Raw genomic sequence first — 26397 nt, forward strand, 5'->3', positions numbered from 1 at the left:
AACTTCGGTACGGCTGTACGGAAGACACTCGCGCGTTCAGCGTACGCGACCTCGGTCCGGGCGGGCAAACCGGTCGGGTCGCCACGCCGATAGTCTGATCGGCGTGTCGGAAGATCGCCATGCGCAAGCAAACGCACTGCTCGGAACGACGGGCACGGTGCGGACCCGGATCGGATCGGCGGCCAGCAGACTGGCCAGCAGGCGATGGTGGGACGCCGACGCCGCGCAGTACCACGAGACGCACGCGGAGTTCCTCGGCGTGGACTCCCCCGGCGGCGAGTTCGTGTGGTGCCCGGAGGGCCTGCACGAAGGCGACATGAGATTCCTCGGCGACGTCACCGGCAAAGCGGTGCTGGAGATCGGCTGCGGCTCCGCTCCGTGCTCGCGCTGGCTGGCGGGGCAGGGCGCGCGTCCCGTCGGGCTCGACCTGTCGCGCGGGATGCTCGAGCGGGGCCTCGCGGTGATGGCGCGCGGCGGCCCGCGAGTGCCGCTGGTGCAAGCGGACGCCGAGGCCCTTCCGTTCGCGGACGCGTCGTTCGATCTGGCCTGCTCGGCGTTCGGCGCGGTGCCGTTCGTCGCCGATTCGGCGCAGGTGATGCGCGAGGTCGCGCGAGTGCTGCGCCCCGGTGGGCGCTGGGTGTTCTCGGTGAACCACCCGATGCGCTGGATCTTCCCGGACGATCCCGGCCCGGCGGGCCTGACCGCCACCATCCCGTACTTCGACCGCACCCCTTACGTCGAGGTCGACGGCGACGACGTGCCCACCTACGTCGAGCACCACCGGACCATCGGCGACCGGGTCAGGGAGATCGTCGCGGCGGGCCTGGCGCTGGAGGACATCGTCGAACCGGAGTGGCCGGAATGGCTCGACCGCGAATGGGGGCAGTGGAGCCCGCTGCGCGGTGAGCTTTTCCCCGGTACGGCCATCTTCGTCACGAGGAAGCCCGGGCCGTGAGGCGGCGGTCATCGACGAGCTCGAGGATGGAGACCTCGTGGCTGACCAGTAGCATCTGCGTCCGCGGCAGGTCGATCAGCTTGTGCAGACCGTCCCGGAAGGCTTCGGCCTCCGCCATGGTGTCGAAGTCCAGCTCGATGAGCACCCGGTTGGGGTTGTGCGTGAACCGCGCCACCCGGCAGTTGCGGGCTCCCGCCTCGGTGTAGTACTGCACCAGACCGTCGAAGGCGGGCTTCCACGTCTCGTAATCGCGGACGGTGTCATCGATGTGCACGACCGTGGTCATCATTTCCCCTTTCGGTTCCGATGGCCGGACATTTGCTGACACCTTGCAAGTCTTCGCGCCCTCGGGCCGGGGCACCATCTCTGATCGGTATCGAGGTCGTGTCACTGCGACTTCGGTTTGCGTCCGGCCTGCTCCAGCGCCAGGCGCAGCGCGTACTCGATCTGGGCGTTGATGCTGCGCAGGTCGTCGGCCGCCCACTTCGCGATGGCGTCGTGGACGGCCGGGTCCAGGCGTAGCAGCAGTTTCTTGCGCTCGGCCATGGGCAGCCCGCCTCAGGAGTAGAGCGAACCGGCGTTGACGACGGGCTGGGTGGGACGGTCACCGCACAACACGACGAGCAGGTTCGACACCATCGCCGCCTTGCGCTCCTCGTCCAGTTCCACCATGCCCTCCTGAGCGAGCCGCTCCAGCGCCAAGCCGACCATGCCGACCGCGCCCTCGACGATCCGGGTCCGCGCGGCGACCACCTGGGCGGCCTGCTGGCGGACCAGCATGGCCTGGGCGATCTCGGGCGCGTAGGCGAGGTGGGTGATCCGCGCCTCCAGCACCTCGATACCCGCCATTTCGGTGCGTTCACGCAGTTCGACGGTCAGTTCCCCGGCCACCTCCGCGCCGTCGCGCAGGCTGGTGCGGTCGGCCTCGTGCGCGTCATACGGGTGCGTCGTGGCCAGGTGCCGGACGGCCGCCTCGGACTGGGTCTCGACGTACTCCTCGTAGTCGTCGACGGCGAAGGCCGCCTTGAAGCTGTCCACCACCCGGTAGACGACTACCGCGGCGATCTCCACCGGGTTGCCGTCGGCGTCGTTGACCTTGAGCTTCTGGGTCTCGAAGTTCCGCACGCGCAGCGAGATGCTCTTGCGGTCGGTCAGCGGGAGCACGGAATAGAAGCCGGGCTCGCTCACCGAGCCGACGTAGCGGCCGAAGAACTGCACCACCTTGGCCTCGTTCGGGTTCACCACGGTCAGCCCGGTCGCGAGCAGCAGCAGGACGACGACCACGACGACCGCCGCCACCGCACCGGCCACCGCGAAGCCGTTGCCGTCCCTGGCGCCCACGGCGAAACCGAGCGCCGCGCCGCCGCCGAACAAGACCGTGAGCACGAACCACCCGAGCAGCACCAGAAAGCCGTCGACGTGGAACGCGGATCGAAACTGCATGACATTCTCCCAATATCAGAGTGATATCACGAAGATAGCATGACGCCGCCGCGCCGCACCAGGGCGCGGCGGCGGTGGGATCAGCTGGCTTCCGGCCGGATATTGCGGTTGAAGCGGAACAGATTGCGCGGATCGTGCTCGGCCTTGAGCGCGGCCAGCCGGGCGTAGGTGTCGGGCCGATAACCCGCGCGGGTCTGCGCCTCGTCCGCTTCGGCGCCCGCGCCGTAGAGGAAATTGAGGCTGTGCCCGAGCGTCCACGGCGTCAGCGCGGCGCGGATCGCGGCGCGAGTCGCGGCATCCTCGGGGCCGGTGATGATTCGCACGACATACGCGGCCTCGCGATGATCCACGGCGATGCCGGTATCGCTCGGGCGGGCCAGTGCCCCGCCGAGATGACGGACGTCGACGACCGCGCCCGCCCCGGAATCCGGGCCCGCGGCGGCGAGGAGGGCAGCGGCCGTCTCCTCGGTGAATTCGCCGAGTAGCGCGTTGGTAGCGGCATAGGCGTGTGGATGATCAGGGTCGCTGTGAATGGTGTGCGACTCCGGGTACGGCATTTCGCGCAGATCGTCCTTCAGCCGTTCCCCCACCGCCCGCAGTGGCGCGACCAGCCGTTCCCCTTCTTCCGCGGGCCCGTTGTAAGCGATCCGTGCGGAGGCGACGTACCGTCCGCGCAGCGGCGCGGGCACCTGGGGGATATCCGGGAAGGCGAGCATGGTGACCGTCGAGGTGAGGTTTTCCGGCACGGTCGCGGTCCATCGTCGCCACGCGTCCAGCGCCCGCTCGACCAGCGGCGTGTCGAACACCAACTGTCCGCCGTACACCGTGGTGACCGGGACCAGGCCGACTTCCAGCGCGGTCACGACGCCGAAGTTGCCCCCGCTGCCGAGTACGGCGCCGAACAACTCGTCGTCCGGCGTCAGCGTGCGCACCCGGCCGTCGGCGGTGACCAGCTCGATCGATCGCACGTGCTCGGCCGCGTACCCGAACCGGCGCGCGAGCAGACCGACGCCGCCGCCGAGCAGATAGCCGACCACGCCCACCGACGGCGACGAACCGTTCAGCGGCGCCAGTCCGTGCTCGGCCGCCGCGTCGACCAGCGCGCCCGCCCGCACTCCCGCGCGGACATGCGCGATCCGACGCACCGGATCGATCCGGAGGTCGGTCATGCGCCCGGTGCTGATCAGCACACCGCCGTCCGCGGCGACCGACAGTCCGTGGCCGGTGGCCTGCACGGCGATCGGCAGATCGTGGCGCGCGGCGTATTCCACGGCCGCGCGCACGTCCTCGGTGTGCACCGCGCCCACGATCAGCGCGGGCCGATGGGTGTAGGCGGTCTGGAACCCGGCGATCTCGGCGTCGTAACCGTCGTCGCCAGGGCGGAAGACCGGGCCGGTGAAGATGTCGCTGTTTTCTTCGATCTGTGCGGCGTTGTTTCCCATGGCTTCGACCCTGCCCGGCCAGGGTGAAGAAGTAAAACAGATAGTTCTTCTAGTTCCTATAATGATCGATTATGGAGCTGCGTCAGCTACGGTACTTCGTCACGGTCGCCCAGGAAGCGAGCTTCACCCGCGCGGCGGCTCGGCTGCATCTGGCCCAACCCGGCCTGAGCGCCCAGATCCGGCAGCTGGAGCGCGAACTCGGCCAACCGCTGCTCGACCGTGGGGGGCGTACGGTGACCCTGACCGAGGTGGGCGCCGCCGTTCTGCGGCACGCGCAGGCGGCGCTGGCCGCCGCCGAGCGGATCACCCATACGGTGGACGAGTTCAGCGGGTTGCTGCGGGGTCAGGTCCGAGTCGGCCTGATCTCGGGAGCGGCGGTCGAGGAGTTCGACGTCGCCGCCGTGCTCGCCGAATTCCACGGGGACCACCCCGAGGTCGGCATCAGCCTCACCGAGGACACCTCCGAGCGGATGCTCGCCGCCCTCGGCCGGGGTGATCTCGACATCGCCCTGATCGGGGTGACCGGCGCGGACCTCGAACCGGGCATCGGCATTGAAGTGGTGCTGGAGACCGCGGTGGTCGCCGCCGTCGCGGTGGCGGACCTCGACTACGGTGCGGAGATCCCGCTGACCGCGCTGCGGGATCGTCCGCTGATCTGTCTCACCCCCGGCACCGGAATCCGCGGCGTCTTCGAGCGGGCATGCGCCGCGGCGGGATTCGAGCCCGCGATCGCCTACGAGGCGGCGGCGCCCGCGCTGCTGCTGCGCTTGGCCGCGCGCGGTCTCGGTGTCGCGGTCGTGCCCGCGCTCAGCACCGAGGAGGCCGCGGCCTTCGGGGTGCGGACCGTCCGGATCGTCGAACCGGAACCGCGCGGGCGCCTCGCACTGGTCTGGCGCACCGACCGTCCTGCGAGTCCGGCAGCCAAAGTGCTGCTCGGACAGCTGCGCATCGCGCTGCGCGCCGGGACGTAACCTCCTCAGAGCAGTCGCGAGAGGAACGCCTTGGTGCGCTCGTGCTGCGGATCCGCCAGCAGTTGTCTGGGCGGCCCCGACTCGACGACCACGCCGCCGTCCATGAACGCCAGCTGGTCGGCGACCTCGCGGGCGAATCCCATCTCATGGGTCACCACGACCATCGTCATGCCCGAGCGGGCCAGTTCCCGCATGACCGTGAGGACCTCACCGACCAGCTCCGGATCCAGCGCCGAGGTCGGCTCGTCGAACAGCATGAGCTTGGGGTCCATGGCCAGGGCACGGGCGATCGCGACGCGCTGCTGCTGCCCGCCGGACAGCTGCGCCGGGTAGGCGTTCGCCTTGTCCGCCAGCCCGACCCGGTCCAGCAGCTCACGCGCCCTGGTCACCGCCTCCGCTTTACGCACCTTCTTGACCTGGGTGGGCGCCTCGATGATGTTGTCCAGCGCCGTCCGGTGCGGGAACAGATTGAAATGCTGGAACACCATGCCGATCTCGCGGCGCTGCTTTGCCGCATCACGCGGGTGCATCTCGTAGAGCTTGTCGTTCTTCTCCCGGTAGCCCACGATCTCGCCGTCGACGTACAGCCTGCCCGCGTTCACCTGCTCCAGGTGATTGATGCAGCGCAGGAAGGTGGACTTACCCGAGCCGGACGGCCCGATCAGGCACAGCACTTCGCCGCGGCCCACCTCGAGGGAGACGCCCTTGAGCACCTGCAGTGCGCCGAAGTTCTTGCAGACCCGGTCCGCCAGGACCATCGGAGGGGCCGTGGTCTTCTCGACCTGCACGCTCATTTGGCCTTCTCCCCCTGCTGGGCGTCGGCCAGCTCCTGCAGCTGCTTGGTGGTCAGCGTGCGGGAGACGCCGCGCGAGTAGTAGCGCTCCAAGTAGTACTGCCCGACCATGAGCACACTCGTGATCGCCAGATACCAGGTGGCGGCGACCAACAGCAGCGGAATGGGCTGGAAGTTCACGCCGTAGATGTCCCGCGCCCGGCCGAACAGATCGGTGCTCAGCGGGATGCCGGTGACCAGCGAGGTGGTCTTCAGCATGCCGATGAGCTCGTTGCCGGTCGGCGGGATGATCACGCGCATGGCCTGCGGCAGCACCGTGCGGCGCATGGTCTGACTCCAGGACATGCCGAGCGCCAGCGACGCTTCCCGCTGCCCTTCACCGACGGAATTGATCCCGGCCCGCACGATCTCGGCCATGTACGCCGCTTCGTTGAGCCCGAGGCCGAGGACGGCGAAGGCGAACGCGGCCTGCAGTTGCTGCACGTCGAGGTGGAAGAACTCCGGCCCGAACGGAACGCCGAGCTGGATCCGGCTGTACAGCGACGGGACCAGCCCCCAGAACACGAGCTGCACGAACACCGGGGTGCCACGGAAGATCCAGAGGTACACCCATGCCGAGCTGCGCAATACCGGGTTCGGCGACAGCCGCATCACGGCCAGCACCGTTCCGAGCACGACCGCGATCGCCATCGCGCACACGGTGAGTTCCAGCGTGACGATCGCGCCTGCCGTGATCCTGGTGTCGAACAGGTACTTCCCATAGGTATCCCAGCGATAGGCCGGGTTCGTGGCGGCGCCGTAGACGAACAACCCCACCAGGACGAGGATGACCGCCGCCGCTATCCAGCGCCCCGGCCTGCGCAGCGGAACCGCTTTGATCGGCTCCGGCTCCCGCGTCGAATCCGCTCCGCCGGGCCCGGGATCGCCGGGCGCCGGCCGAGTGTCGTTGTCCGTCATCGATCAGCTCACGGCGCCGTTGACGACGGACTTCGTGATCGCGCCTTCCTGCACGCCCCAGTTCTTCGTGATCTCGGCGTATTTGCCCGTGTCGATCAGGTGCTGGACCGCCTTCTGCAGCACGGCGGCCAGCGGCGCGCCCTTGGGCACCGCCCAGCCGTAGGGCGCGGAGTCGAACACCGGCCCCGCGTTCTCGATCTTGCCGCCGCTCTGCTTGATCGCGTACGCCGTCACCGGCGAATCGGCCGACATGGCGTCGACCTGACCGAGCACCAGCGCGTTGGTCGCGGCGCTCTGCTCGTCGAACGACTTGATATCGATGGCGGGTTTGCCCGCGGCGACGCACTTGGCGCTCTTGGCGGGCACCTCGTCGGTGTGCTCCACGGTGGTGGCCTGCACGGCGACCTTCTTGCCGCAGGCGTTCTCCGGATCGACCGGCTTGCCCTTCTGCTGGGCCCACTGGATGCCCGCGTTGAAGTAGGTGGTGAAGTCGACCTGCTGCTCACGTTCCTTGGAGTCGGTGATCGACGACATGCCCACGTCGTAGGTGCCCGCCTGGATCGAGGGGATGATCTTCTCGAAGGCCGACTCGAGGTACTCGGCCTTGACGCCGAGCACGGAGGCGATCGCGTCCATCAGGTCCACGTCGAAGCCGACGATCCGGCCACTGGCGTCCTTGTACTCGTTCGGCTGGTAGGGGATGTTCACGCCCACGACGAGCCGGCCGGATTGCTTGATCTTGTCGGGGAGTTGTGCGGCGATCTCGTCGACCTTGTCCACCTGCACCTTGGCCACCGAGGGTCCGGTGTCCTCGGTGTTGGTGGTACATCCGGTCAGCACCAGTGCGCCCGCGGCGAGCGCGCCCGTGGCGGCTCGCAGGGCGCGCCTGCCGAGAAACGAACGATCAGACACAGCAGCCCTCCACATTTTGGCTCCACGCTACCCGGGCGTCATCACCCGTTTGGCAATTTAAGCGACCGGGCCGCTCCGCGCTGGACAGTAATGCAACAGCAACACGATCTGCTCGCGCGCCCCGTGCCGGGGCGCCGGCGGGGAGACCCTACTCCGCCGGGTGCCGCTCCGCGGATCGAATGAACGACGTCGGCTCGGGCTCTGCGTCGGCCCGGTTCCGCCGCCGTACGCCGCGGCTCTTCCCACGCGTGCTGTCCGGGGCGTGGCGGTGGACACGGCGCTCACATCCGCGCACGCGGTCCATCGGACACCGGCTCCGTTCGCGCGACGACGCCGTTGCGGCACCGGCGCCGAATTCCCCGGCAATCTTGACGACGCCTCCGCCAGCGCCGATGATTATTTGCCGGTCTTTTCGGGCCGGACGAGTTTCTCCGGATCGACGGATGAACCGAACGACTGTCCGGACACTCGAAAATTGATGTGCCCTCGAATATTCGAGCGACACGGCGGCGGTGAAACGTTCCCTCTTTCGGACGCTTCGCACCGACGCCCGCCCCGAGCACCGATGCGGGCCGGCCTACCGAACAAAGAGATATACGGCAGGCAGAGCCCGGCAAGCGCACAGAGAAAGGTTTGTTTTCCGGCCACCGGGCCGTCCGACGGTCCGATCCAGGACATGGTGAGCCGCGGATTTCGAATGCGCCGCGGGCTCGTCAGAGGAGGTTCACATCATGGATTCGTTCTGGGACTACGTGTGGTACACGATCCTCGTATTCGCTTTCGTGGCATACCTGATCGTGCTGTTCCAGATTCTGGTCGATCTGTTCCGGGATCACTCCGTCTCGGGCTTCGCCAAAGCCGTGTGGGTGATCGCCTTGGTGGTGTTCCCTTACCTCGCGGCATTGGTCTACCTCGTCGTCCGGGGCCGGGGCATGGCCCTGCGCGCCCAACATGCCCAGGCAGAAGCGAAACAAGCCACCGACCAGTACATCCGGGAGGTCGCTGGCAGGTCTCCCGCGGAGAGTATCGCCGACGCCAAAGCCCTCCTCGACTCCGGCGCGATCACCGTGGCCGAGTTCGAGCAACTCAAGGCCCAGGCACTGGCAGGACAGCAGCCCGGTGCGGTGCCGCAAGCGGGCGCGGCGCCGACGCCGACGCCGCAACCGAGCGGGGCGCCCACCCGGCCGGCGGGTCGGTGACCAGCGCCGGTCTCGCGCTCAGGAAGCGAGGATGCGGGCCTTCTCGGCCTCGAATTCGGGTTCCGTGAGTACGCCCTGAGCTTTGAGTTCGGCGAGTTCCTTCAACGCGGTGATCCGGTCCATGCCCGCACCGCCGCCACTCGGCGGTGCGGGCGCGGGCTGCGGCGCGGCGGGTTGCTGCGCATACTGCTGCTGCGCGTACTGCTGTTGCGCGTACGGGTCGTACTGCGACTGTTCCTGCGCCGCCCAGCGGTCCCCCTGACGTCGGGAGACCCGATTGGAGACGGCGGTCGCGGTGCCCGCGACGACGGCGGTGCGGGCGACTCCGCGAAGCAAACCTGGCATGACTGTCTCCTATCGACTCTGTGCCTCGAGGGCATCCAACGACGACAAAAGGCTTTGCACCGGGATGCGCCCGGAGGCCACGAGCTGAGCGCCGTTGCGGCGCAACGCGGACGCGAAAGGCGCCGCCCACCTGTTCTCGTAGACCAGGATCGCGGCCGAACATCCCGGTTCGAGCGCCGCCCCGGCTTCCCTGCGGTCGGCTTCGTCGAGCAGGCCCGAGCCCGCCTCCGCGAACAGGGTGATGTCGAAGTCCCCTTCGAGTCCCATGTCGGCGATGTCGATTCCGGTGAGGGAACCGTCGGTGTCCTTGCGGACGAACGCCAGATCGAGGACCCGGACTATGCCGCGCTCGACGAGGTCGGCCAGCATGGGCAGCGCCGAACCGTCCGGGGGTCGATCCGGGGGAAATTCGATAACGAGATAGTCAATAGGGCCTATCGCGTCGATATCGGTATCGGTCACCGGAAGCCTCTTTTCCGTTGCGAAATGGAGAAATTCGTTCGAATCGGGCCGCCGTACCGATCGGCCTCTCACAGGTCTGCCGGAATACGCACCGGCATCCCGGATCCGAGAAATGACAACTTCGAACTCGGCTGCCATCCCGATGCTAATCTCAGTCATAGCGTACGCCGCCGACCGCTACCCGGTCGCGAAACCTTCAGCCCGGCCCGGACCCTCAGGTTCGAAGCCCGTCCCGACATGGCGTGCGTGCGCACATCCCATGCCGATACGAAATCGTCGCGAAAGGGAACCGCAAATGTCGCAACACACGCCTGTGGGCCAGGAAAACCACCGCGTCCGGCAAGGCATCGCCGCGGGCACATCGATTGCGGCCGCGATCATACTGACCACCGTCGGGTTCCTTCAGCTGTTCCAAGGAATCTCGGCGGTCGCCGAGGACGAGTTGTTCGTCCAGGGCCAGCAGTACACCTTCAAATTCGACTTCACCGCCTGGGGATGGACGCACATCGTGCTCGGCGTGGTGATGATCGTCGTCGGCATCGCGTTGATGACCGGCGCGACCTGGGCGCGGGTGTCGGCGATCGTCATCGCGGCGCTGTCGATCATCGCCAACTTCCTGTGGCTGCCGTACTACCCGGGTTGGTCCATCCTGATCATCGCGCTGGACGTGGTGGTGATCTGGGCCGTCACGACGTGGAACCCGGAGACCACGTTCCAGGGGCCGGGTTCCGCCGCTGGCCCCGGAGCGCCGCCCTCCGGCTCGGCGACGGCCTGAGCAGCGCCGCTGCCGGTCGCGTCCCGCAGCCCGAATCCGTTCCTGGAGTGAGGAACCCATGGATTCCAACGCGAGTGACAATGCACCCGAAAGTCGGCTGAGCGCGGACGAACGCGCCGAGCTCGTGCGCCTGCGCGCCGAGGTCGCCGCGCTGCGGACGGAGGCGCGCGGCGCGCCGCCGCGGGTGTCGCGGCCACCGCGGCATGCGTGGCGGTGGACCGCGGTGGTGATATTGACGGTGCTGGTCGCCGTCCTGGCGATCACCACGGTGCTGGCGCGCTTCGTGCGCGGCGAGATCCTCGACACCGACCGGTACCTGAGCACGGTGGCGCCGCTGGGGTCGGATCCGGCGCTGCAGACGGAGGTGGCCGACACGGTCACCGACGAGATCTTCGCTCGCGTCGACATCGAGGGCCTGACCGCGGACGCCCTGGCCGCGCTGACCGACGCCGTTCCGGCGACCGCGAACCGGCCTCGGGTGGACCGGGCGGTCGAGGGTCTGGCGCCGGTGATCACGCAGCAGGCCCGCGGCTTCGTCAACGACACCGTGCTGTCGTTCGTGCGCAGCGACCAGTTCGAGGATCTGTGGGTGCAAGCCAACCGCGCCGCCCACACCGCGCTGGTGGGGGTGCTGACCGGCCACGTCGGCCCGCAGTCGGTGACCGTCGACGAGAACGGCACGGTGAGCCTCTCGCTGCGCACCGTGATCGAGAACGTCAAGGCGCGGCTGATCGATCGCGGCTTCACGTTCGCCGAGAAGATCCCCGCGGTCGACAAACAGTTCGTGTTGTTCCGGTCGCCGGAACTGGTACGGGCGCAACGGGCGGTCGACAATCTCGACAAAGCTTCGGCAGTGCTGCCGTGGGTGACGATCGCGGCCGCTGTGGCCGCGATCGCCGCGGCACCCGTCGGCCGTCGCCGCCGCGCCCTGGCCTTCGTGGGTCTCGCGCTTGCGGTGGGCATGCTGATCTTGGCGATCGCGCTGATGATCGCGCGAGCGGTGTATTTGGACAGAATGCCGCCCGATGTGCTGTCCCCGGACGCGGCCACCGTTCTCATCGACACGGTGCTGGTTCCGCTGCGGACCGCGCTGCGCGGGGTCGCCGTGCTCGGTCTCGCGATCGCGGTGGGCGCTTACCTCACCGGAGGCTCGGCCTCGGCCACCGTGGTGCGCCGCGATTTCGGGCGTGCCATGGACGCGGTACAGCGACTGCGGCGATCGCGTCCGCCGAACCCCGTGGAGACCTGGGCTTTCCGGGCGCGCACCGCGCTGCGCTGCGCGATCATCGGCATCGCCGCGCTGCTGCTGGTGTTCTGGCGGTACCCCACCGGTCTCGTGGTGGTGTGGATCGTCCTGGGCGCGCTGCTGGCGCTGCTCCTGCTGGAGCTGTTGATTCGTCCCGCTCGGGCCTGGCAACAACCAGCCGAGCCCGAAACGAAGGACGGGGCCACGGCCGGGACCGGTACGTGATGGCGGGAGCGGAGCGCCGCTCGGCGCAGCCGCCGATGGCTGGGCAGTGGTGGGCCAGGGCGGCATTCGCCGCCGTGATCGCCGCGGCCGTGCTGCCACTCGCGGTGGCCGGGCTGCTCGGTCTGCTCACCTTGCTGATCGCCGTGACGGGCGGCGTCGCGGTCGGCGTCGCCGGAATCTACTGGTCCTTGGTCAACCGTGGCGCGGTGCGGGTCGCTTCGGCGGCTCTGGCGATCCTGGCGCCGGTCGCGGTGGCGCTTCTCTTCGTCCGGGAGCGTCAGCTGTGGGTGGTGCTGGTCTCCGGAGCCCTGGTCGCGGTGGCCGTGGCGTGCGCACGCCGGGCATTGCGGAACGATCCAGGCGAGTCGCGACTGCCCGAGTTCCCCGCCGCCCCGGCACAACACCCGTTCCTGGTGATGAATCCCCGCTCCGGCGGGGGCAAGGTGGTCGAGTTCGAGCTGCCACGCAAGGCCAGGGAACTCGGCGCCGAAGTGGCGCTGCTGTCCGGGTCGCATCCCACCGATGTCGCCGCGCTGGCCCGGCGAGCGGTTCAGCGGGGCGCCGACCTCCTCGGCGTGGCAGGCGGCGACGGAACGCAGGCCTCGGTCGCGGCGGTCGCCGCGGAACACCGGCTACCGTTCGTGGTGCTCGGCGCCGGTACGCGAAACCATTTCGCGCGGGATCTCGGACTGGATACGAAGAACCCGGCCGCGGGCTTGGCTGCGCTGCGCGACGGTGTCGAGATCCTGGTCGACCTCGGCACCGTCAACGGGCGCACGTTCGTCAACAACGCCTCCTTCGGCGTCTACGCGGAGGTGGTGCGGAGTCCGCAGTATCGCGACGACAAGACCGGGACCGTGTTGCGCCTGCTACCCGACCTGCTCGGACGTGGCTCCGACACCGGGTTGCGAGCGCGCATCGGCAACGTGTCCGTGGACGGGCCCCAGGCGGTCCTGGTCAGCAACGGCCCTTACGCCACCGGCGATCTCGCGGGCCTCGGCCGCCGCGCCCGGTTGGACGCGGGGCTGCTCGGCGTGGTGACGGTCACGGTGGCGAGCACGCGCCAAGCGGTGGGCCTGCTGCGGAGGGCGCACGATCGCGGTCTGGTGCGGCTCACCGCCACCGAGGTGGTCGTCGACGCGGACCGGGCCGAGATCCCGGCCGGTGTGGACGGCGAATCCCTCCGCCTCGAAACGCCGGTGCGCTGCGCGATCTCGCCGGGCGCGCTGCGGGTGCGGGTGCCGCGGACCCGGCCGGGCACGCGGGTGCCGCCACCGACGCTGAACTGGGCGCGGTTGCGAGAACTGGCCGGGCCGCGCAAATTTCGCTGACCGCTACCTGCGATGCACCCTGGCGCAAACCTGCTCGGTGAATTCGCTGGTGGATGCCAGTCCGCCGAGGTCGGCGGTGGCGATGCCCGCCTCGAAGGTCGCGGCGACGGCGCGTTCGATCCGCTCGCCCGCCCGCGCCAGGGCCATCTCGGCGTCCCGGGTCGCCAGCCAGCGCAAGAGCATCGCCGCCGACAGTTGCAGCGCCACCGGGTTCGCCCGGTTGTGCCCGGCCAGCGACGGGGCCGCGCCGTGCACCGCCTGCGCCATGGCCGCGGTGGCCGAACAGTTGAGCGACGCGGCCAGCCCGAGCGATCCGCTCAACTCACCGGCCAGGTCGGACAGGATGTCGCCGAACAGGTTCTCGGTGACCAGGACGTCGTAGTCGGAGGCGGCGCGGACCAAGTGCGCGGCCGCCGCGTCGACGTGTTCCTCGTCGACCTCGATTCCCGGGTAGTCCTGGCCGACCGCACGGCAGACGTCGCGGAACAGGCCCATGGTCAGGGGCAGGACGTTGGCCTTGTGCACGATCGTCACCCGTTTGCGCCGGGTCGCGGCCAGCCGGAACGCCTGATGCGCGATCCGCTCGCAGGCGGCCCGGGTCACCAGTCCGACCGACATCGCGATGTCCGGCGTCGGCCGGAATTCCCCCGACCCGGCGAACATGTTGCGGTCGGCATAGAACCCCTCGCTGTTCTCCCGCACGATCACCAGGTCGATATCCGGGGCCGCCGCGTGCACACCCGCGAAGGCCCGGGCGGGACGGATGTTGGCGTAGAGGTCGAAATGCTTGCGGATCACCCCGCCCGGCGCGACGCGATGTTCGGCCGGATAGGACGCGTTGTCGTGCGGGCCGAGAATCCACGCGTCCACACCGGCCAGCTGCTCGAGCGTCTGCTCGGGCAGCGGAGTGCCGAACTCGGCGATGGCCTGGTGTCCCATGGCCAGTGGCACCCACTCGACCGGGGCGGCGCCCGCCGCGGACAGCGCCTCGTCGACGACCTGCCTGGCGGATCGCACCACCTCGGGGCCGATGCCGTCGCCGTCGATCAGGCCGAGTCGCAGTGCCCGGTGCGCCCGGGGTCGCTTCACGTCGTTCACCGGGACATCCTCCCGCCGGCGCGCCCGGCCGCCGGAACCGGCCCGCGGACACGCCGGTTGCGGCTACCTTCGGGAGACCATGGTGCAGTCGGTCGAACTACTCCTCGACGAGGCCGCCGACACGGAGATCCGCCGCCAGTGGCAACTGCTGGCGGAAGCAGGCGTGCCGAGCCTCGCCGCGCGCACCGACGAGTCCAACCGCCCGCACATCACCGCAGGGGTGGCCAGGCAGATCTGGCCGCGCATCGAGCAGGCACTGGACGAGCAGGCCTTCGCGCCGATCCCCGTGCGGCTCGGCGGGCTGGTGGTCTTCGGCGCCCGCCGCTCCATCCTGGTGCGGATGGTGGTCCCGTCCGAGGCACTGCTCGCCCTGCACCGCCGGATCTTCCACACGATCTCCCCGTGCCCCGGCGTTCCGGCCAACCTGCATCCGGACGCGTGGACCCCGCACATCACCCTCGCCAGGCGGGTGCCCCCGCACCAGCTCGGCGAGGCCATCCACGCCGTCGCGCGGGACCGGGATTTCCCCGCGACGGTGCTGGGTATCCGTCGATGGGACGGGGATCAGCGACGCGAGTGGCCGGTCGGCCGGATCCGTCGTGGAAGATAACCGAGGCAGCCCGCGTTGTAGCAGGCACACCGAAACGAGAGGACGTCATGGCCACCCAGACGCTGACCCAGCACAATTTCGATGAGGTAGTCACCGGAAACGACGTGGTACTCGTCGATTTCTGGGCCGATTGGTGCGGCCCGTGCAAGAGTTTCGCACCGACTTTCGAGGCCTCCTCCACCAAGCACCCCGACGTGGTGCACGGAAAGGTCGACACCGAATCCGAGCAGGGCCTCGCGGCGGCTGCCAACATCCGCTCCATCCCGACCATCATGGCTTTCCGGGAGGGCGTGCTGGTGTTCGCGCAGCCCGGCGCGCTGCCGCCCGCGGCGCTCGAGGACCTGGTGACCCAGGTCAAGGCGCTGGACATGGACGAGGTGCGCAAGCAGCTCGCCGAGCAGCAGAAGGCCGAACAGTAGTTCGCGTGGCGCGGTGCGGCACTGCGCCACAACGGAATTCACTCGGGCCCGGGGACGGACACGCGAAAGCGGCAGTCCGTGTCCGGGCCTGTCGCACGTCAGTGGCCGGGCGCGAACCTCGGGGCGCGGCAGGCCGCCGCCCCGAGGCCGAATGACCCGATGTCAGGACACGCCGAGCAGGTTGACGCCCGCGATCATGGCGCGGACCGTCGACTCGGCGCCGTCGTCGGCGATCGCCGCGCCCCAGCCGCGCCTGCCGTTGCATTCGCACTGCACGAAGGTGGCGGTGCCCTCGGCGGTGCGCCGCTGGTGGAATTGCAGGATCTCGACGGGGTAGCCCTCCTCGTAGAGGGCCGAGGTCATCGCCGCGACGGGGCTGCCGGTGGCGACGACGGTCCGCAGATGCCCGGCGAACTCCAGCGTGGCGGTGAACTCCGCGGTTCTGGCGCCCGCGGGCGACCACTCGCCGAGCCGGATCGGACCGCCGTGCGCGCAGTAACGGCTGTGGAACTGCGCCGAGGTCAGCCCGGTGGCTTCGGCCCGTAGGCCCTTGGGCGCGGCGGCCTGGAACATGTCTGTATCAAGAGTCAGGATGGTCATTGAAAGTAGGTCTTCCCGAAGAATGTCGTGGCTCAGTTGACAGAGGGGACCAGCACTAACAAGTGGAAATGCCCGCAGCGAGGGGGCCGGCCCGAATCAGACCCCGCTACGGCGGGCTACTACGAGAACTCGGGGAAGCGGCGCCACCATCGCGGTGAGCGGAAGTAGCTCGGCGCGATCCTCGGACACGGAGGCGGTAGCCTGCGTTGCCACGGAGGGCCCGATGAGCGACGCCGAAAGCAAAGCGCTGTCGCGGTCTGCGACATGGAGCGCTGCGTTGCGGCGGTCGGCGGGTTTCGGCACGGCATCGAGGATAGGGACATCGCGGCGCAATAGCAACCACATTCGATGCCCGAATTGTCTACTGGCGAGTATCAAACGTGCAGTTCAGCGCGGTGCGGCCAGGGCAAGGGTAGCGTCGGTGACATGGGTCTCCTCGTGGCGATGACCATTCCCGGTCTGGCCGTCCTGCTCATCCTGTTCGCCTTCGCCGAAGTCGCCTGGAACAAACTCACCGGCGGCCGCGCGCTGCCCTGGACTCGCAAGCGGTCGGGGCTTCCGGTCGCGGCGGCGGGGTTCGAAGAGGTCACGGCGGTTTTCCAAGGCGGCAAGCACCACGAGTTCGAGCAGCGGATGACGACGCTGATGCATCGGGAGGACGCATCCGACGGCGCGCCACCCCGCGACGAGGTGGATCTCGGCGCCGGATCGGCGCGCCTGATCGTGCGACAGCCCTCGTGAAATACGCCACACGCAGTGCGATCCGGGTGACTTCACCCGGATCCCACTGGCGCAGTGTGAAATTCGTCCCTATCGGGGCAGAACCTCGTTCAGCTTTCCGGTGGCGACGTCGAAGACGAAGCCGCGGATGGAGTCCTTGTGCGGCACGAACGGGCTCGCGACGATGCGCGCGATCGATTGGCGCACATCGGTTTCCAGGTCCGAGAAAGCCTCAGCCGACCACTCGGGCTTGATGCCGGTCTCCTCCTGGATGCTCGCCTTGAAGTCGTCGTCGGTGAAGGTGAGCATGCCGCAGTCGGTGTGGTGGATCAGGATGATCTCCCTGGTTCCCAGCAGCCGCTGGCTGATGGCCAGCGAGCGGATCTCGTCGGCTGTGACGACGCCGCCGGCGTTGCGGATGACGTGCGCCTCGCCCTCGGCGAGGCCGAGCGCGCCGTAGACATTGAGCCGCGCGTCCATACACGCGACCACGGCCACGCCCTTCGCGGGCGGCAGCGGCAGCGGGCCTTGGAAGGTGCTCGCGTACGCCGCGTTGTTCTCCAGGTACTCATCGGTGACAGTCATGGGCCATCCCTGCGCTCGGTATGCGTGAATCCCTATGTATGACCAGCCCCACGGTAGGTGGCCGCGCGGCACGGGACATGGATCCCGTTCACCGTGATTCGTTTACTTGCGCGCGGTGGCCCGATGATAGCTCTCGGGATGCCCGATGCCGGGCCCGTGCGGTGGGGCCCGGCATGTCGGTGCGGTGTGCCCGCGCCGGTCAGTGCGCGGCGGAGTCCCAGCTGCGGCCGACGCCGACGGAGACCTCCAGCGGCACCGAGAGGGCGATCGCGGCGGACATCTGCTCACACGCCAGCGCCTCGAGCGTCTCTCGTTCCCCGTCGGCGACCTCGAACAGCAGTTCGTCGTGGATCTGCAACAGCATCCTGGAGCGCAAACCCGCCTCGCGCATCGCCCGGTGCACGTTGATCATCGCCACCTTGATGATGTCGGCCGCGGTGCCCTGGATGGGGGCGTTGAGCGCCATCCGTTCGGCGGCCTCCCGGCGCTGCCGGTTGCTGGAATCCAGATCGGGCAGGTACCGGCGGCGGCCGAACAGCGTCTCGGTGTAGCCGACCTTGCGTGCCTGCTCCACCACCTCGTACAGATAGTCGCGGATGCGGCCGAAGCGGGCGAAGTAGACCTCCATCTGCTCCTTCGCCTCGGTGGTGCTGATCTTCAGCTGCGCGGACAGACCGTAGGAGCTCAACCCGTAGGCCAGGCCGTAGGACATCGCCTTGATCCGGCGGCGCAGTTCCGGGCTCACCTCGGAGATCGGGATGTCGAAGGCCTTCGACGCCACGAAGCTGTGCAGGTCCTCCCCCGAGTTGAACGCCTCGATCAGGCCCTCGTCCCCGGACAGGTGCGCCATGATCCGCATCTCGATCTGGCTGTAGTCGGCGGTCATCAGCGACTGGTACCCGGAGCCGACCACGAAGGTGTCGCGGATCTGCCTGCCGGTATCGGTGCGGATCGGGATGTTCTGCAAGTTCGGTTCGGTGGAGGACAGCCGCCCGGTGGCCGCGATCGTCTGGTTGAACGTGGTGTGGATGCGACCGTCCTCGGCGACGCACTTGAGCAGGCCGTCGACGGTGACCTTCAAGCGCGTGGCGTCGCGGTGCGTGAGCAGATGCTCCAGGAAGGGGTGCTGGGTCTTCTCGTAGAGCGATTCCAGCGCGTCCGCGTCGGTGGTGTAGCCGGTCTTGGTGCGCTTGGTCTTCGGCATGTCCAGCTCGTCGAACAACACCACCTGCAACTGCTTGGGCGAGCCCAGGTTGATCTGCTTGCCGATCACCTCGTAGGCCGCCTCGGCCGCCTCGGCCACCCGGTCGGCGAACTGCCGCTGCAGCGTCGCCAACTGGTCGGTGTCCACCGCGATGCCCGCTTCCTCCAAGGTGGACAGCACACCCAGCAGCGGCAGCTCCATGTCCGCCAGCAGCGGGGTGGACTCGATCTGGGCCAGTTCCCCGTCGAGCGCGTCGGCCAGGTCGGCGACGGCACGCGCGCGCAGCATCTGCGCCCGCGCGAGCTCGGCGTCGACGGCGTCCTCGTCGTCGAGCAGCGACAGCTGCGCGGTCTCGCCGGTCTCGGCGCGCAACTCGCGGTGCAGGTAGCGCAGTGACAGGTCGTCGAGGTTGAACGTGCGCTGGCCCGGGCGGACCAGATACGCCGCCAGCGCGGTGTCGCTGGTCAGCCCGCCCAGTGCCCAGCCGCGGCCGCGCAGGGCGTGCAGGGCGGCCTTGGCCTCGTGCAGCGCCTTCGGCACGGCCGGGTCGGCCAGCCAGGCGCCCAGCGCCGCCTCGTCCTCGGGGGTGAGCACCGTGACGTCGATGTAGCCGCTCTCGCCGTCACCCGCGGCGATGGCGAGCGCACGAACGTCACCGCCGGCCGGGGAGCCGGTGCCGAGGATCGAGATACCGTGGCGCACACCGGCTTTCGCGTGCTCGGCGAGCCAGTCCGCGACCGCGCCGATCTCCAGCGCGCCGCCGCTGATCTCGAAACCGGCCTCCGCCTCCGGCTCCGGCGGAGCCAGCGTCTCGAACAGCCGGTCGCGCAGCACGCGGAACTCGAGATCGTCGAACAGCTGATGGATCTTCTCTCGATCCCACGGCCCCTGCGCCAGCTGATCGGGGGTGTACGGCAGCGGCACCTCCCGCATCAGCTCGGTGAGCTGCCGGTTGAGCACCACGCTGCTCAGATTGGCCCGCAGCGCGTCGCCGACCTTGCCTTTCACCTGGTCGACCTTCTCGACCAGCGTGTTCAGGTCGCCGTACTCGCGGATCCACTTGGCCGCGGTCTTCTCCCCCACGCCGGGAATGCCGGGCAGGTTGTCACTCGGATCGCCGCGCAGCGCCGCGTAGTCGGGGTACTGGTTGGGTGTGAGGCCGTATTTGGCCATCACTTCGTCAGGGGTGAACCGGGTGAGGTCGGACACGCCCTTGCGCGGGTACAGCACCGTGACGTTCTCGTTCACCAACTGGATGGAGTCCCGGTCGCCGGTGACGATGAGCACGCGGAAACCCGCGGCCGTCGCCTGCGTGGTGAGCGTGGCGATGATGTCGTCGGCCTCGAAGCCCTCGATCGCCATCACCGGAATGCCCAGCGCGCCCAATACGTCCTTGGTGAGTTCCACCTGTCCGCGGAACTCGTCCGGCGTGGTGGTGCGGTTGGCTTTGTACTCCGGATACGCCTCGGCGCGGAAGGTCTGGCGCGACACGTCGAACGCCGCGGCCACGTGCGTCGGCTTCTCGTCGCGCAGCAGGTTGATCAGCATCGCGGTGAAGCCGTAGACCGCGTTGGTGGTCTGCCCGGTGACCGTCTTGAAATTCTCCGCCGGTAGCGCGAAGAACGCGCGATAGGCGATCGAATGCCCGTCCAGCAACAGCAGCGTCGGCCGGTCTCCCGAGCCGGGATCGCCGGAGCCGGACGCGGGGGCAGGACGCGGAGCGGTCGTGGGTGAACTCACGCCCCAGAGTCTAGGGACCGGCACCGACAAGGCGATACGCCGACACCCGGCAGCCGGAGCCGCCGGGACCGGATTCCGGTCCGCGGGGCGCGAGTACCGGTCGCGCCCCGCGCCGTCAGAGTGTGCCCGCCAGTTCCCGCAGCACCGGCAGACTCACCGATCCGGAGCCGAGCACCACGTCGTGGAAGGCCTTGATGTCGAAGTCCGCGCCGAGCCGCTCGGTGGCCGCCACCCGCTGGCGCAGGATTTCCAGCTGCCCGATCTTGTAGCCGACCGCCTGCCCCGGCATCGCGATGTAGCGGTCCACCTCCACGGTGATCTCGGCCAGCCCGACCGGCGCGTTGGCCACCATGAAGTCGATGGCCTGCTGCCTGCTCCAGCCTTTCGCGTGCAGGCCGGTGTCGACCACCAACCGGCAGGAGCGCCAGGAATCGCCCGCCAGCATGCCCAGGCGGCCGAGATCGTCCTCGTACAAACCCATCTCGTCGGCAAGCCGCTCGGTGTAGAGCGCCCAGCCCTCGACGAACGCGGTGTTGGCGAAGGACTGGCGCTGGAAACGCGGCAGGTGATCGAGTTCGTTGGCGATGGTGAGTTGCAGATGATGACCGGGGATCGCCTCGTGGTAGGCCACCGACGCGGTCTCGAAGCGCCCACGGCCGGAGGGATGGTGCTGGTTGACGAAGTACGTGCCCGGCCTGGACCCGTCGGCGGCCGGCGGGAAGTAATACGCCGCAGGCGAATCCGCGGCCAGGAACTCCGGCACCGGGACGATGTCGCAGGACTCCTTCGGCAGGCGCCCGAACCAGTTCCCCATTTCGGCGGTCGCCACGGCCAGGGCGCGGCGGGCGTCGAACATGATCTGCTCGGCGTCGTCGTAGCGCAGCGCGGGATCGTCGCGCAGCCGACCGAAGATCGCACCGAGATCGCCGGTGCCGAACAGGCGCGCGCCCACCGTCGCGTATTCCTCGCGCAGCTTCGCCAGCTCGGCGAGGCCGAGTTCGTGGATCTCGTCGGCGCCGAGATCGGGCAGCGTGGTGTGGTGGCGCAGCAGCCGCCGGTAGATGTCCTCGCCGTCGGCGCCGAGCCAGCACAGGCCCGGCTGGTCGTCGGGACGCGCGGCGGGCAGCAGCTCGTCGTACAGCGCGTCGCGGTAGACCTGGAACGCAGGCCGGATGACATCCCGCGTCACCTCGGACAATTCCGAGCGCCATGCGGCCTCGCCGTCCCAGCCCTCCGGACCGGCGAAGGTGACGAACGGATCGGCGGCTACGTCGGAATCCAGGTAGCCGTCCAGCTGATTGAGCGAGCGCTCGATGGCGATCCGGGCGGGCGTGCGGCCCGCGGCCAGTCCCGCGCGGAACCGCTCCACGGCCTGGCCGAGCATGTCCCCGAACTGGCGGTAGCGGCGTACCAGCGCCAGCGCGTGCTCCGGCCGCGGCGCGTTCGTCTGCGGCGCCACCATCAGCACGCCCGCGTGCACGCCGTTCATCTGGTCGGAGGCCAGTTCCAGCGGCCGCCACTCCAGATGCTCGACCGCACCGTTCAATTCGGTGCGCAGCAAGCTGCGGGTGATGCGGTCGCCCTGGCTCAACCGCTCGGCGTCGAGCGCGTCGACCGCGCGCAGCAGATCTCGCCAGGTCGACAGCAACCGCTGTTCGGCGTCGACGGACAGATCCTCGATCCGATCGTCGAAGCGGCGGTCGCCGAGCAGGGTCGCCTCGCTCGGCGCCGCCTCGAGGACGCTGTCCCAATACCGATCGGCCAAGCTCATCAGCTCGTCGTGACCATCCATGGTCACGATCATGCCTCGAGCCAGGCCGCGCGGCACCGGAGTCTGCGGCGAGCCAGGCGAAGCCGCCCTAGCGAAGGCGGAGGTACGCCTAATCGGCGCAGTCGGACGAAGTCCGTCCTCAGCCCGCGCATGGCCGCAGCGAAGGCGGAGGTACGCCTCAACGGCGCAGCCGGACGAAGTCCGTCCTCAGCCCGCGCATGGCCGCAGCGAAGGCGGAGGTACGCCTAGCCCACGCCGAGATACGCCGATTTCACCGCGGGATCGGTGAGCAATTCCGCGCCGCGGCCGGTCTTGGTGACCTCACCGGTCTCCATGATGTAGGCGCGGTCGCTGCGGGCCAGCGCCTGCTGCGCGTTCTGCTCCACCAGCAGCACCGTGGTGCCCTGCTGGTTGATCTCGCCGATGATCCGGAAGATCTGCTGGATCACCATGGGCGCCAACCCCATCGACGGTTCGTCGAGCAGCAGCAGCCGCGGCCGCGCCATCAGCGCGCGGGCGATGGCCAGCATCTGCTGCTCACCGCCGGAGAGCGTGCCGCCGACCTGCTTGCGCCGCTCCAGCAACCGGGGAAAGAGCTCGAACACCCACTCCAAGGTCCGGTCGTACTCGGCCTTCTGCTTGAAACCTCTTCCGTAGCAACCCATGTCGAGGTTTTCCTGCACCGTCATGCCGGGGAAGACGCCCCGGCCCTCCGGCGCTTGGATCAACCCGTGCAGCACCCGCTCGTGCGCCTTCATCTGGGTGATGTCGCGACCCTCGAACAGGATCCGGCCACGCGTCAACGGCAGCAGTCCCGACATCGCGCGCATCGTGGTCGTCTTGCCCGCGCCGTTGGCGCCGAGCAGGGTGACCAGCTCGCCCTCCGCGACGGTCAGCGAGATCCCGTGCAGCGCTTGGATCCTGCCGTAGTTGACGACCATGCCCTCGACTTCGAGCAGCGGTGTGCCCGCTGCGGTCTCGCGTGCCGTCTCCGCCACCGGCTCGGTGGCCGCGGCCTTGGCGAGCGGCACCGCCTCCGGCTCGGGCCCGGACGGCGCGACATCCCCGGACGCGCCGTCTTCGCCCGTGGCGGAGCCGGTTTCGACCGCTTCGGCGTCCGGCACGCCGAGATACGCGGCGATCACGGCGGGGTCGTCCTTGATGTCCCCGGGGAGCCCGTCGGCGATCTTGCGGCCGAACTCCAGCACCACGATCCGGTCGGTCACGCCCATCACCAGCCGCATGTCGTGCTCGATGAGCAGCACGGTGAACCCGTCGTCGCGGATCTTGCGGATCAGGTCCATGAGCGCGGACTTCTCGCTCGGATTGAACCCGGCCGCCGGCTCGTCCAGGCACAGCAGCTTCGGCTCGGTGGCCAGCGCGCGGGCGATCTCCAGGCGACGCTGGTCGCCGTAGGACAGGTTGCGCGCCTTCTCCACCGCGCGCGGAGCGATCCCGACGAACTCCAGCAGCGCCATACCGCGCTCGATGGCGTCGCGTTCCTCGCGCCGATGCCGCGGCGTCCGGAACACCGCGCCCGGCACCGAGGTCTTGTGCCGCGCGTCGGTGCCGACCACGACGTTCTCCAGCGCGGTCATCTCACCGAACAGGCGCACGTTCTGGAACGTGCGGGCGATGCCGAGGCGAGTGATCGCGTTGCGTTTGGTCTTGGTCAGCGGTTTGCCGTCGAAGTAGACCAGTCCGGAGGCGGGTTGGTAGACGCCGGTGATCGCGTTGAAGCACGTGGTCTTGCCGGCGCCGTTGGGTCCGATGAGACCGAGGATCTCGCCGCGGCGGATCTCGAAGCTCACCTGGTCCAGCGCGGTGAGCCCGCCGAACTGCACCGTGAGGCCCTCGGTCCGCAGCAGCGGCGCACCCACCGCGGTCTCGATCTCGCGGCGCGGGGCGACCACTTCCGCCACGGCCTCCGCGTCGGCGAGTTCCGGGATCACCTGGGTGACGTCGACCGTGCCCGCGGACTCGGCCTGTGGCTCGGCAGCGTAGCCCGCGGCCATGTCCTCGTTGTCGAACAGCGCGTCGCCCGCACCCGGCCCGGTCATCGGCCCGCTCCGATCGGCTCGACGGGGGCCGGTCTGCGCACGGCCTGGTACACCTGCCTGCCGTAGGTGAGCAGCTTCTGCCGCACCGGGAACAGACCCTGCGGACGCAGAATCATCATCACCACCAACGCGATGCCGAAGTACAGATATTTGAGGTCGCCCAGCGACTGCGCGCCGCCCTTGCGGAACAGCAGCACACTGCCGAGCAGCAGCAATGCCAGCACGCCGGTCACCACCATCGCGGTGATCACGCCGCGCCGCGGCCATACGCTCAGCCGGCCCGACCACAGCCGCCACGCGACGATCAGCGCGACGAACACCGCGACATCGATCGCCAGCAGGACGTACCCGGTCGACTCGTTGCTCACCAGGTTCACCGACTGCAACCTTGCGGGCAGATAGGCGATCACGAACGCGCCGAAGATCACCCCGAGCTTGTTGCCTTGCCCGCCGATGACCACCGCGCACAGGAACAGCATCGAGTTGATGATGTTGAACCCGGTGGGATTGATGAACTGCACCTGTCCGGCGTAGATCGCGCCGGACATGCCGCCCACCGCGGCGCCGATCATGAACGCCCACAGCTTGAACTTGAACGTCGGCACGCCCATGATCTCGGCCGCGTCCTCGTCCTCGCGGATGGCGACCCAAGCGCGGCCGACGCGGCTGCGCTCCAGGTTCCCGACCAAGAGCAGCACGATCACCACCAGCACCATGCCGAGCCAGTACCAATAGGTGCCGTAGCCGGCGCGGTCGAGCAGGTCGGCGCTGTCCGGGTTGCCGCTGTTGCCGCCGGAGAACACGCCTTCCGGTCTGCTCGCGGACTCGCCGACGTGCGGGTACGCGACACCCGACAGGCCGAGGCTGCCGTTGGTGATCTCGGTGAGGTTCTCCGCGAGCAACCGGACGATCTCACCGAAGCCGAGCGTCACGATCGCCAGGTAGTCGCCGCGCAGGCGCAGCGTCGGCGAACCGAGGATCAGACCGGACACCGCGGTCACCGCGACCGCGATCGGCAGGCACGCCAGCCAGGCCCATTTCGGATCGAGCCAGCCGCCGTCGGTCTGGTTCCACGGGCTGTTGGGGCTGGTGAGCAGGCCGACGGTGTAGGCGCCGACCGCGTAGAAGCCGACGTAGCCGAGATCGAGCAGGCCCGCCTGCCCGACCACGACATTGAGGCCGATGGCCAGCAGCGCGTACATCGCGACCTGCGCCATCACCAGGCCGAAATTGTAGGAAGGGGTGTTCAGCAGCGGCGGCGGGAACAGCGGGAGCAAGGCGAGCAGGAGCAGGATCGGGACGCCGACGCCCCACTGCGCGGGCCTGCTCAAGCCGTCCCACCAGGTCCGGATCGCGTCCCCGAGGCCGCGGCGCGCGGGGTCCGGCGTGGACGCCGTCGTAGTCGTGTCGGTCATGCGCGCGCCCTTCCGAGACTCTCGCCGAGGATGCCCGTCGGGCGAACCATCAGCACCAGAACGAGCACCACGAACGCGACCACGTCACGCCACTCGGTGCCGAACAGCATCTGGCCGTACTGCTCCACCACGCCGAGCACCAGACCGCCCAGCAGCGCGCCGCGCAGGTTGCCGATGCCGCCGAGCACCGCGGCGCTGAACGCCTTGATACCGAGGATGAATCCGCCGGAGTAGATGATCCCGTTCGGGATCTTCAGCGTGTACAGCATCGCCGCCGCGCCCGCGAGCACACCGCCGATGAGGAAGGTCAGCATGATGACCCGCTCCCGCGAAACGCCCATCAACGTCGCGGTGTCGGGATCCTGCGCCACGGCGCGGATACCGCGCCCGAACTTGGTCCGGTTGATCAGGACCTCGGTGACGATCGCCAGCGCCACGGCCGCGATCACGATGAGCAGCATGATGTTGGTGACGTCCGCGCCGCCGAAACTGAACTGCACGGTGGGCTCGACGAGCCGGATGGCCTGCTGCGCGTTGGTGCCGCCGAGATCGGGGCGGATCTTCGGCAGCACGAAGTGCACCAGTTCCTGGAGGACGAACGACATGCCGATCGCGGTGATCAGGAAGGCCAGCGGTTTGGCGCCGCGCTTGCGCAGCGGACGATAGGCCACCCGCTCCAATCCGACGGCCGCGCCTCCGGATACGAGCATGCCCACCACCATCGCCAAGCCCAGGTACACGACCGTGAGCGCCACGCCCTGGGTGTAGGCGTCGGGGCCTGCCGTGAATCCGAAGATCATCAATCCGATCAACTGGCCGAACAACCCGAGCATGAAAATTTCCGAATGGGCGAAATTGATCAGCCGCAATACGCCGTACACCAAGGTGTAGCCCACGGCGACCAAGGCATAGATGGCGCCATAGGTCACGCCGTCGACGGTCAGCCGCCAGAAATTATCGATCAGGCCCTCGTAGTTGAAGTCGACCGAGCCGGCCGCGAGTTGTACCCCGGCGGCCAATGCCGTTTGTTTCATTTATTTCTGCCCTCATCCATTCGCCCACCGAACAACGGCACGTACGGGGATTCGTCCGAATCCCCGTACGTGCCGTGCGCCCGGG

At 68.8% G+C, this 26397-nt stretch carries 26 protein-coding genes and 1 pseudogene; 9 read left to right on the forward strand and 18 right to left on the reverse strand.

Features of this window, described 5'->3' with window-relative positions:
* The first annotated feature begins 103 nt into the window (after positions 1-103).
* The gene (locus tag ACIHAX_RS22560) at positions 104-955 is read left to right on the forward strand and encodes a class I SAM-dependent methyltransferase (protein WP_364430381.1); all 852 of its coding nucleotides are present in this window, start codon (positions 104-106) and stop codon (positions 953-955) included.
* On the opposite strand, the gene ACIHAX_RS22565 is transcribed toward ACIHAX_RS22560, so the two are convergent.
* From ACIHAX_RS22565 to ACIHAX_RS22580, 4 genes are all read right to left on the reverse strand, one after another.
* Complete coding sequence (locus ACIHAX_RS22565) at positions 933-1241, reverse strand: hypothetical protein (RefSeq protein ID WP_355078228.1); 309 nt, start codon at positions 1239-1241, stop codon at positions 933-935. The two genes, ACIHAX_RS22560 and ACIHAX_RS22565, sit on opposite strands and share 23 nt — an antisense overlap.
* Before the next feature lie 101 nt (positions 1242-1342).
* Positions 1343-1501: a toxin-antitoxin system HicB family antitoxin gene (locus tag ACIHAX_RS22570; protein WP_168434213.1), complete on the reverse strand. Its 159-nt coding sequence runs from the start codon at positions 1499-1501 to the stop codon at positions 1343-1345.
* Between the two features lie 12 nt (positions 1502-1513).
* Complete coding sequence (locus ACIHAX_RS22575) at positions 1514-2398, reverse strand: SPFH domain-containing protein (RefSeq protein WP_355078229.1); 885 nt, start codon at positions 2396-2398, stop codon at positions 1514-1516.
* An 80-nt stretch (positions 2399-2478) separates the two neighbouring features.
* Positions 2479-3840 (reverse strand): FAD-binding oxidoreductase, encoded by a 1362-nt coding sequence (locus tag ACIHAX_RS22580; protein ID WP_397279399.1) that lies wholly within the window; start codon positions 3838-3840, stop codon positions 2479-2481.
* Between the two features lie 71 nt (positions 3841-3911).
* Here ACIHAX_RS22580 and ACIHAX_RS22585 point away from each other — a divergent pair, with 71 nt between their 5' ends.
* Positions 3912-4811: a LysR family transcriptional regulator gene (locus ACIHAX_RS22585; RefSeq protein ID WP_364430389.1), complete on the forward strand. Its 900-nt coding sequence runs from the start codon at positions 3912-3914 to the stop codon at positions 4809-4811.
* Between the two features lie 5 nt (positions 4812-4816).
* On the opposite strand, the gene ACIHAX_RS22590 is transcribed toward ACIHAX_RS22585, so the two are convergent.
* The 3 genes from ACIHAX_RS22590 to ACIHAX_RS22600 are packed head-to-tail and all read right to left on the reverse strand — an operon-like array spanning position 4817 to position 7488.
* Positions 4817-5569, reverse strand: a complete 753-nt coding sequence (locus ACIHAX_RS22590; protein ID WP_355078343.1) for an amino acid ABC transporter ATP-binding protein — start codon at positions 5567-5569, stop codon at positions 4817-4819.
* 32 nt (positions 5570-5601) lie between these two features.
* Positions 5602-6561: an amino acid ABC transporter permease gene (locus ACIHAX_RS22595; protein ID WP_355078232.1), complete on the reverse strand. Its 960-nt coding sequence runs from the start codon at positions 6559-6561 to the stop codon at positions 5602-5604.
* A 3-nt stretch (positions 6562-6564) separates the two neighbouring features.
* Complete coding sequence (locus ACIHAX_RS22600) at positions 6565-7488, reverse strand: ABC transporter substrate-binding protein (RefSeq protein ID WP_364430393.1); 924 nt, start codon at positions 7486-7488, stop codon at positions 6565-6567.
* A gap of 716 nt (positions 7489-8204) precedes the next feature.
* Between ACIHAX_RS22600 and ACIHAX_RS22605 the strand changes: the two genes are divergently transcribed.
* Positions 8205-8672 carry a PLDc N-terminal domain-containing protein gene (locus ACIHAX_RS22605; RefSeq protein WP_397279402.1) on the forward strand — a complete coding sequence of 156 codons (468 nt, stop codon included), beginning with the start codon at positions 8205-8207 and terminating at the stop codon, positions 8670-8672.
* An 18-nt stretch (positions 8673-8690) separates the two neighbouring features.
* Here the strand turns inward: ACIHAX_RS22605 and ACIHAX_RS22610 are convergent, their stop codons facing one another.
* The gene (locus tag ACIHAX_RS22610; RefSeq protein WP_364430399.1) at positions 8691-9017 is read right to left on the reverse strand and encodes an SHOCT domain-containing protein; all 327 of its coding nucleotides are present in this window, start codon (positions 9015-9017) and stop codon (positions 8691-8693) included.
* 9 nt (positions 9018-9026) lie between these two features.
* Complete coding sequence (locus ACIHAX_RS22615; protein WP_364430402.1) at positions 9027-9479, reverse strand: DUF6325 family protein; 453 nt, start codon at positions 9477-9479, stop codon at positions 9027-9029.
* Positions 9480-9774: 295 nt separating this feature from the next.
* Between ACIHAX_RS22615 and ACIHAX_RS22620 the strand changes: the two genes are divergently transcribed.
* Genes ACIHAX_RS22620 through ACIHAX_RS22630 form a run of 3 tightly spaced genes read left to right on the forward strand, consistent with a single transcriptional unit; the run spans position 9775 to position 13056 of the window.
* Complete coding sequence (locus tag ACIHAX_RS22620) at positions 9775-10254, forward strand: hypothetical protein (RefSeq protein WP_356967835.1); 480 nt, start codon at positions 9775-9777, stop codon at positions 10252-10254.
* 58 nt (positions 10255-10312) lie between these two features.
* Positions 10313-11725 carry a hypothetical protein gene (locus tag ACIHAX_RS22625; RefSeq protein ID WP_397279405.1) on the forward strand — a complete coding sequence of 471 codons (1413 nt, stop codon included), beginning with the start codon at positions 10313-10315 and terminating at the stop codon, positions 11723-11725.
* A 35-nt stretch (positions 11726-11760) separates the two neighbouring features.
* Positions 11761-13056 (forward strand): diacylglycerol/lipid kinase family protein, encoded by a 1296-nt coding sequence (locus ACIHAX_RS22630; RefSeq protein WP_397279407.1) that lies wholly within the window; start codon positions 11761-11763, stop codon positions 13054-13056.
* 3 nt (positions 13057-13059) lie between these two features.
* Here the strand turns inward: ACIHAX_RS22630 and ACIHAX_RS22635 are convergent, their stop codons facing one another.
* On the reverse strand, positions 13060-14154 hold the full coding sequence (locus tag ACIHAX_RS22635; RefSeq protein WP_355078239.1) for an isocitrate/isopropylmalate family dehydrogenase: 1095 nt from the start codon (positions 14152-14154) through the stop codon (positions 13060-13062).
* A gap of 79 nt (positions 14155-14233) precedes the next feature.
* Between ACIHAX_RS22635 and ACIHAX_RS22640 the strand changes: the two genes are divergently transcribed.
* Both ACIHAX_RS22640 and trxA read left to right on the forward strand, forming a co-directional pair.
* Positions 14234-14764, forward strand: a complete 531-nt coding sequence (locus tag ACIHAX_RS22640) for a 2'-5' RNA ligase family protein (protein ID WP_355078240.1) — start codon at positions 14234-14236, stop codon at positions 14762-14764.
* Positions 14765-14811: 47 nt separating this feature from the next.
* Positions 14812-15183 (forward strand): thioredoxin, encoded by a 372-nt coding sequence (gene trxA / locus ACIHAX_RS22645; RefSeq protein ID WP_355078241.1) that lies wholly within the window; start codon positions 14812-14814, stop codon positions 15181-15183.
* Positions 15184-15345: 162 nt separating this feature from the next.
* On the opposite strand, the gene ACIHAX_RS22650 is transcribed toward trxA, so the two are convergent.
* Positions 15346-15783: a 2-keto-3-deoxygluconate kinase gene (locus ACIHAX_RS22650; protein ID WP_355078242.1), complete on the reverse strand. Its 438-nt coding sequence runs from the start codon at positions 15781-15783 to the stop codon at positions 15346-15348.
* Between the two features lie 426 nt (positions 15784-16209).
* Between ACIHAX_RS22650 and ACIHAX_RS22655 the strand changes: the two genes are divergently transcribed.
* Entirely contained in the window at positions 16210-16524 is a 315-nt protein-coding gene (locus tag ACIHAX_RS22655) for a DUF6191 domain-containing protein (protein ID WP_355078243.1), read from the forward strand.
* Between the two features lie 69 nt (positions 16525-16593).
* Here the strand turns inward: ACIHAX_RS22655 and ACIHAX_RS22660 are convergent, their stop codons facing one another.
* The 7 genes and pseudogenes from ACIHAX_RS22660 to ACIHAX_RS22690 all read right to left on the reverse strand — a co-directional run bounded on the left by ACIHAX_RS22660 (position 16594) and on the right by ACIHAX_RS22690 (position 26312).
* Entirely contained in the window at positions 16594-17088 is a 495-nt protein-coding gene (locus tag ACIHAX_RS22660) for a carbonic anhydrase (RefSeq protein WP_355078244.1), read from the reverse strand.
* 199 nt (positions 17089-17287) lie between these two features.
* Positions 17288-20032 (reverse strand): DNA polymerase I, encoded by a 2745-nt coding sequence (gene polA / locus ACIHAX_RS22665; RefSeq protein ID WP_397279411.1) that lies wholly within the window; start codon positions 20030-20032, stop codon positions 17288-17290.
* Between the two features lie 115 nt (positions 20033-20147).
* Positions 20148-21824: a DUF885 domain-containing protein gene (locus ACIHAX_RS22670; RefSeq protein WP_397279413.1), complete on the reverse strand. Its 1677-nt coding sequence runs from the start codon at positions 21822-21824 to the stop codon at positions 20148-20150.
* 224 nt (positions 21825-22048) lie between these two features.
* Positions 22049-22744: an ABC transporter ATP-binding protein gene (locus tag ACIHAX_RS22675; RefSeq protein WP_245562527.1), complete on the reverse strand. Its 696-nt coding sequence runs from the start codon at positions 22742-22744 to the stop codon at positions 22049-22051.
* 186 nt (positions 22745-22930) lie between these two features.
* A pseudogene (locus tag ACIHAX_RS22680) lies at positions 22931-23863 on the reverse strand (ABC transporter ATP-binding protein); the annotation flags it as partial.
* On the reverse strand, positions 23860-25278 hold the full coding sequence (locus ACIHAX_RS22685) for a branched-chain amino acid ABC transporter permease (RefSeq protein WP_355078247.1): 1419 nt from the start codon (positions 25276-25278) through the stop codon (positions 23860-23862). The gene ACIHAX_RS22685 and the pseudogene ACIHAX_RS22680, both read right to left, overlap by 4 nt.
* The gene (locus ACIHAX_RS22690) at positions 25275-26312 is read right to left on the reverse strand and encodes a branched-chain amino acid ABC transporter permease (protein WP_355078248.1); all 1038 of its coding nucleotides are present in this window, start codon (positions 26310-26312) and stop codon (positions 25275-25277) included. Before ACIHAX_RS22690 ends, ACIHAX_RS22685 begins: the two co-directional genes overlap by 4 nt.
* Between the last annotated feature and the right edge of the window lie 85 nt (positions 26313-26397).

The organism is Nocardia sp. NPDC051929 (genome assembly GCF_044548645.1).
Lineage (GTDB): Bacteria > Actinomycetota > Actinomycetes > Mycobacteriales > Mycobacteriaceae > Nocardia > Nocardia sichangensis.

What these genes read in the sequence shown, in the direction of transcription:
- ACIHAX_RS22575 (WP_355078229.1), bottom strand. Translation starts at nt 2,398, where the DNA reads ATGCAGTTTCGATCCGCGTTCCACGTCGACGGCTTTCTGGTGCTGCTC.
- ACIHAX_RS22655 (WP_355078243.1), top strand. Translation starts at nt 16,210, where the DNA reads ATGGGTCTCCTCGTGGCGATGACCATTCCCGGTCTGGCCGTCCTGCTC.
- ACIHAX_RS22625 (WP_397279405.1), top strand. Translation starts at nt 10,313, where the DNA reads ATGGATTCCAACGCGAGTGACAATGCACCCGAAAGTCGGCTGAGCGCG.
- ACIHAX_RS22640 (WP_355078240.1), top strand. Translation starts at nt 14,234, where the DNA reads ATGGTGCAGTCGGTCGAACTACTCCTCGACGAGGCCGCCGACACGGAG.
- ACIHAX_RS22685 (WP_355078247.1), bottom strand. Translation starts at nt 25,278, where the DNA reads ATGACCGACACGACTACGACGGCGTCCACGCCGGACCCCGCGCGCCGC.
- ACIHAX_RS22610 (WP_364430399.1), bottom strand. Translation starts at nt 9,017, where the DNA reads ATGCCAGGTTTGCTTCGCGGAGTCGCCCGCACCGCCGTCGTCGCGGGC.
- ACIHAX_RS22630 (WP_397279407.1), top strand. Translation starts at nt 11,761, where the DNA reads ATGGCTGGGCAGTGGTGGGCCAGGGCGGCATTCGCCGCCGTGATCGCC.
- ACIHAX_RS22690 (WP_355078248.1), bottom strand. Translation starts at nt 26,312, where the DNA reads ATGAAACAAACGGCATTGGCCGCCGGGGTACAACTCGCGGCCGGCTCG.
- ACIHAX_RS22580 (WP_397279399.1), bottom strand. Translation starts at nt 3,840, where the DNA reads ATGGGAAACAACGCCGCACAGATCGAAGAAAACAGCGACATCTTCACC.
- ACIHAX_RS22620 (WP_356967835.1), top strand. Translation starts at nt 9,775, where the DNA reads ATGTCGCAACACACGCCTGTGGGCCAGGAAAACCACCGCGTCCGGCAA.
- trxA (WP_355078241.1), top strand. Translation starts at nt 14,812, where the DNA reads ATGGCCACCCAGACGCTGACCCAGCACAATTTCGATGAGGTAGTCACC.
- ACIHAX_RS22675 (WP_245562527.1), bottom strand. Translation starts at nt 22,744, where the DNA reads ATGGTCGTCAACTACGGCAGGATCCAAGCGCTGCACGGGATCTCGCTG.
- ACIHAX_RS22590 (WP_355078343.1), bottom strand. Translation starts at nt 5,569, where the DNA reads ATGGTCCTGGCGGACCGGGTCTGCAAGAACTTCGGCGCACTGCAGGTG.
- ACIHAX_RS22650 (WP_355078242.1), bottom strand. Translation starts at nt 15,783, where the DNA reads ATGACCATCCTGACTCTTGATACAGACATGTTCCAGGCCGCCGCGCCC.
- ACIHAX_RS22585 (WP_364430389.1), top strand. Translation starts at nt 3,912, where the DNA reads ATGGAGCTGCGTCAGCTACGGTACTTCGTCACGGTCGCCCAGGAAGCG.
- ACIHAX_RS22595 (WP_355078232.1), bottom strand. Translation starts at nt 6,561, where the DNA reads ATGACGGACAACGACACTCGGCCGGCGCCCGGCGATCCCGGGCCCGGC.
- ACIHAX_RS22670 (WP_397279413.1), bottom strand. Translation starts at nt 21,824, where the DNA reads ATGGATGGTCACGACGAGCTGATGAGCTTGGCCGATCGGTATTGGGAC.
- ACIHAX_RS22660 (WP_355078244.1), bottom strand. Translation starts at nt 17,088, where the DNA reads ATGACTGTCACCGATGAGTACCTGGAGAACAACGCGGCGTACGCGAGC.
- ACIHAX_RS22600 (WP_364430393.1), bottom strand. Translation starts at nt 7,488, where the DNA reads ATGTGGAGGGCTGCTGTGTCTGATCGTTCGTTTCTCGGCAGGCGCGCC.
- ACIHAX_RS22605 (WP_397279402.1), top strand. Translation starts at nt 8,205, where the DNA reads ATGGATTCGTTCTGGGACTACGTGTGGTACACGATCCTCGTATTCGCT.
- ACIHAX_RS22570 (WP_168434213.1), bottom strand. Translation starts at nt 1,501, where the DNA reads ATGGCCGAGCGCAAGAAACTGCTGCTACGCCTGGACCCGGCCGTCCAC.
- ACIHAX_RS22565 (WP_355078228.1), bottom strand. Translation starts at nt 1,241, where the DNA reads ATGACCACGGTCGTGCACATCGATGACACCGTCCGCGATTACGAGACG.